The following is a 4,366-nucleotide window of genomic DNA, read 5'->3' on the forward strand; positions in this document are numbered from 1 at the left end:
CGGGGCGCCCGGCGACGCGCCCGGACAGCGGGCGTGCCACCCCGGCACGGCGGTCTGCGCGACCACGGGACGGCGGCGTGCACGCTCCCGGGACGGCAGTGTGCCCCGCCCGGCAGGCCGGACGGGGCACACGGTACTCGGACTCGCGGTCAGGCGAACGCCTCGACCGGCGGGCAGGCGCACACGAGGTTGCGGTCGCCGTACGCCTGGTCGATGCGCCGCACCGGCGGCCAGTACTTCCGTGCGCTGATGCCGGGCAGCGGGTACACCGCCTGCTCCCGCGTGTACGCGTGCGTCCACTCCCCCGAGATCACCGAGGCCGCCGTGTGCGGCGCGTGCACGAGCCGAGCCCCGCGTGCTGCTCGACACCACGGCCCGGACCACCGAGGAGATGGGTGCACTCGGCGCCCGACTCGCGGCCGTCCTCCGCGCCGGCGACCTCGTGGTCCTGACCGGTCCGCTCGGTGCCGGCAAGACCACCATGACCCGGGGGCTCGGCGCGGCGCTCGGCGCCCGCGGGCAGGTGTCGAGCCCGACGTTCGTCCTCGCCCGGACCCACCCGACCACCGCCGGCCCGGACCTGGTGCACGTCGACGCGTACCGGCTGTCCGACCCGGTCGAGCTCGACGACCTCGACCTCGACTGGGACGCCTCGATCGTGGTCGTGGAGTGGGGCCGCGGGTTCGTCGACGGCATCTCCGACAGCATCCTCGACGTCGAGATCGTCCGGGCGACCGGTGCCGGCGAGGCCCCCGCTCCGGACGACCTCGACCCGGACGACGTCCCCGACGAGCCCCGCCGGGTCGTCGTCACCGCGACCGGTCCCCGTTGGGACGGCGTCGCCCTCTGACCCCGGTGCCCCGCGACCGGCTCGCCGTCGACACGGGGTCCCGGCGCCGACGTCGACCGGTGTGCCCCTGCTGCCGTCCAGTCGGCGTCGCGAGGATGCAGTGTGCCGACGCTCATCGTGACCGCCCACCCCGACCCCGACTCGTTGACCCACCACGTCGCGGAGGAACTCCGGGCCGCCCTGCCCGAGGGGTCCGTCGAGACCGCTGACCTCGCTGCGGAGGGCTTCGACCCACGGTTCACGCTCGCCGACCGGCAGACGTACCGCACGGGTGCGGGTGCTCCTCACGACGTCGTCGCCGAGCAGCAGCGCATCGACCGGGCCACCGACCTCGTCCTCGTGTTCCCGGTCTGGTGGTGGTCCGTCCCGGCGCTCCTCAAGGGCTGGATCGACCGCGTGTTCGTGAACGGCTGGGCGTTCGACGTCGATCCCGACGGCGGGCTCCGCCGCACCCTCGGGCGGCTCACGATCCACCTCGTCCCGGTCGCCGGTGACGACGCCGGAGTGTGGGACCGGCACGGCTACCGCGCAGCGCTCCGCACCCAGATCGAGCACGGGATCGTCGACTTCTGCGGCGCACGGCGCGGTGTCACCGTGTTCGTGCACGACTCGGAACACGAGGACGCGACGGTCCGCGCGCAGGCCGTCGCCGCGGCCGTCGGAGCGGTCAGCCGATCGATCGTCGACCGCTCCCGGGACTGAGCACCTGCTCCGCGACCAGGTCGGGTCGGGTGGTGAACGGGTGGTGCCCGGTGGGTACGTCCACCGATCGGGTCGCGCGGGCGGCGTGGTGCCGTTGGAGTCCGACCGTGGTGCTCCGGTCGTCCGTGCAGAGGAGGTACGTCGAGTCGACGCCCTGCCACCCCGCGGCCGAGGTCGGCGTCACGAACGACGTCGCGTCCTGCGGGGTCACCCGGGTCCACGCGGCCCGTTGCACGCTGGTGTCCGCGTCCTGCAGGAACCGGGCGCCGAACGACGACGCGTCGTACCCGCTGACGGCGAGGCAGCCGTCGCCCGCGTCGCCGATCGACACCGGGTCCGGCTCGTCGGCCGTGATCGTGCCCTGCGCCCTGCCGACGTCGGGCAGGTAGGAGGACACGAACACCAGCCGTGAGACCGCCGGGTGGGGTCCGGCCTCGGCGATCACCGTGCCGCCGTACGAGTGCCCGACGACGACCGCACCCTCGGGGTCGTCCACGTCGTCGAGTGCTGCGCGGAGCGCTGCGGCGTCGGCGACGAGCCCCGAGGTGCCCGCCGGTGCTCGTCCCTCGCCGCAGCTGGGGAGTGCCACGGCCCGGCTGCGGATCCCGGCGCGCTGGAGCAGGAGGTCCCCGGTCGGACGCCACCACCAGTCGCCGTCGCGGACGAGGGCACCGTGCACGAAGAGCAGTTCCATGGCGGCGACGCTACGACCGCGCGGCTCGGCACGTGCAGCCGTTCGCCCACAGCGGCACTGCGGCAGCACGCCTACGATGGACGGGTGCTGCTCGCGATCGACACCTCCGCCGGAACGTCCGTCGCCCTGGTCGACCCGGCCACCGGTCGACCCCTCGCGACCCGGAGCACCGAGGACAGCCGTCGCCACGCCGAGGTCATCGGTCCGTTCCTCGCCGAGGTCCTCGCCGAGGCCGACGTCACCCCGGCGGGCGTCACCGCCGTGGTCGCCGGGATGGGGCCGGGGCCGTTCACCGGCCTCCGCGTCGGCATCGCGGCTGCGCGCACCTTCGCCGCGGCACGCGGTGTCCCCCTCCTCCCGCTGGTCAGCCACGACGCGGTCGCCGCCGACCAGGACCGCCCCGGGCCCTTCGTCGTCCTGACGGACGCGCGTCGGCGCGAGGTCTACTGGAGCGCCTACGACCAGACCGGCACGCGCGTCGCGGGGCCGGGACTCGCCAAGCCGGCGGACCTCGACGAGACGCGTGGTCGGCGGTCGCGACGTGGGCGGCGGCACCCTCCGCGGTCCGCGGCACGACGGCGTCCGGCAGCACGACGGGCGTGCTCGCCGTCGCGCCGGCGTGCGCCGTGAGCGCCGCGGCGAACGCGGCGCGGTCGATGACCGTCGGTCCGGTCGCGGGCTGGACGAGCGGCGTCGGTCGCGTGTTCGCGGACACCGGCGACACGACCGGGAGGGACAGCACGGGTCGGACGGCGACCTCGCGTTCGGACGTGGTCGCGTCCGGGGCGTCGATCACGTCGTCGACGTCGGTCGCCTCGACGAGCGCAGGGGCAGCCGCGCCCGGCTCGCCGGCCGGGTGGACGGGAGCGGGGGTGGCGGCCCGGACGGCGGCGACGGACACACTCCCGGTGGCGGCGCGACGCGCCGCGGCACGGTCGCGACGATCGGCCTCGAGTGCGGCGTCGGCCAGCAGGTCCGCGAAGACGCTGTGGGCGAAGGCGCGTGCGGCCTCGACCTCGGGGTCGCGCTGTCCGGCGACGGTGGCCTCCCACGCGGCGAGACGCGCGAGGTCCTCGTCGCGACGGCGGACCTCGTCCTCGAGGATCACGATGCGCTCGATGGTCGTGCGCCCGCTGGTCGAGGACACCTCGACGGCGAGGTCCTCGATGCGGAGGGCGATGCGCTCCGGCGGCTCGGGGAAGGACGGCGCGCACGCAGCTGCGTGCCGGGCACGGTCCCGGGGACGGCGGAATGCAGCGGCGTCCGACACAACCTCGTCGGTCGACACGGCGTCGACGACGGCGGCCGGCTCGACGGCGGCCGGCTCGACGGCGGCGGGCAGCGCCGCAGCGGTGTCGGCGGGGACGGGCGCAGCGGTGTCGGCCGCAGCGGGGACGGTCGTGGCGGACTCAACGGGGGCGTCCGACGCTGCGTCCGGACGCTGCACGGGACCGGTGACCGGCGGGACCACGAGGTCCGACAGGTACGGGGCGCGCGTCGCCGGGGCGTCACGGAGCCACTCCTCGAGCTCGCGACCGAACGGGTCGACGAGGGGGGTGCGTGCACCGGACTGCGTTTCCATGTCCGCAGCATAAATATCGCGACGCTCAACTCCGCGGACATCCGCGGTGTGTCGCCGGAGTCCGTGCCATATCGCCTCGAACGTGAACGGCGTGTCGAACGAAGACCAGGACGCCGCCGCGACGCGGCCACGGCGGAGTCGTCCGCGGGGCACGACACCGACGGCACACGGGACACCCGCACGGACGCGCACGGACCCGTACGGACCGATGCGGAAGCACCGGCGGAGGGCTCAGAGCGTGCGCTCGAAGTCCTCGACCAGGGCCCGGCCGGTCGGCCACGCTCCGATGCCGCTCGCGACGTTCACGTGGCCGAGCGCCCCCACCCGGACGACGTCGGCACCGAGGGCGTCGGCGAACACGAGCGCACGGTCGACGGTGCAGTACGGGTCGTCGTCGCTGACCACGAGCCGCGTCGGGACCACGGACCGCGCAGCGGGTCCGGTGAAGCCCGCGGCAGCCGCCGGGAACCCCGGGGCGAGCGGGTCCGGCGGCGCGACGAGGAAGGCACCGGCCACCGGGGCGTGTCCGGGCTGCCCG

At 75.3% G+C, this 4,366-nt stretch carries 5 protein-coding genes and 1 pseudogene; 3 read left to right on the top strand and 3 right to left on the bottom strand.

What is annotated here, in order from left to right; genetic code table 11:
* Nucleotides 1-149: 149 nt before the first annotated feature.
* Nucleotides 150-344 (bottom strand): annotated as a pseudogene (locus tag I5E_RS00930) (hypothetical protein); the annotation flags it as partial.
* An 11-nt stretch (nucleotides 345-355) separates the two neighbouring features.
* On the opposite strand from I5E_RS00930, the gene tsaE reads away from it, so the two are divergent.
* Both tsaE and I5E_RS00940 read left to right on the top strand, forming a co-directional pair.
* A complete protein-coding gene (tsaE, locus tag I5E_RS00935; protein WP_022905348.1) occupies nucleotides 356-850 on the top strand; it encodes a tRNA (adenosine(37)-N6)-threonylcarbamoyltransferase complex ATPase subunit type 1 TsaE in 495 nt (164 codons plus the stop codon).
* 102 nt (nucleotides 851-952) lie between these two features.
* Nucleotides 953-1,552 carry an NAD(P)H-dependent oxidoreductase gene (locus I5E_RS00940; protein ID WP_022905349.1) on the top strand — a complete coding sequence of 200 codons (600 nt, stop codon included), beginning with the start codon at nucleotides 953-955 and terminating at the stop codon, nucleotides 1,550-1,552.
* On the opposite strand, the gene I5E_RS00945 is transcribed toward I5E_RS00940, so the two are convergent.
* Complete coding sequence (locus I5E_RS00945) at nucleotides 1,518-2,246, bottom strand: alpha/beta hydrolase (protein ID WP_031260919.1); 729 nt, start codon at nucleotides 2,244-2,246, stop codon at nucleotides 1,518-1,520. The two genes, I5E_RS00940 and I5E_RS00945, sit on opposite strands and share 35 nt — an antisense overlap.
* Before the next feature lie 84 nt (nucleotides 2,247-2,330).
* Between I5E_RS00945 and tsaB the strand changes: the two genes are divergently transcribed.
* A complete protein-coding gene (gene tsaB / locus I5E_RS23110; RefSeq protein ID WP_083857810.1) occupies nucleotides 2,331-2,876 on the top strand; it encodes a tRNA (adenosine(37)-N6)-threonylcarbamoyltransferase complex dimerization subunit type 1 TsaB in 546 nt (181 codons plus the stop codon).
* A gap of 1,183 nt (nucleotides 2,877-4,059) precedes the next feature.
* Here tsaB and I5E_RS00955 read toward each other — a convergent pair.
* Nucleotides 4,060-4,366, bottom strand: a 307-nt coding sequence (locus I5E_RS00955) for an RBBP9/YdeN family alpha/beta hydrolase (protein WP_031260920.1), incomplete at its 5' end; no start/stop codon positions are given.

Origin of the sequence: Curtobacterium sp. B18, assembly GCF_000333375.1 — a bacterium.
Lineage (GTDB): Bacteria > Actinomycetota > Actinomycetes > Actinomycetales > Microbacteriaceae > Curtobacterium.

Excerpts from the sequence above, each read along its gene's own strand:
- I5E_RS00945 (WP_031260919.1), bottom strand. The coding sequence starts at position 2,246 with ATGGAACTGCTCTTCGTGCACGGTGCCCTCGTCCGCGACGGCGACTGG.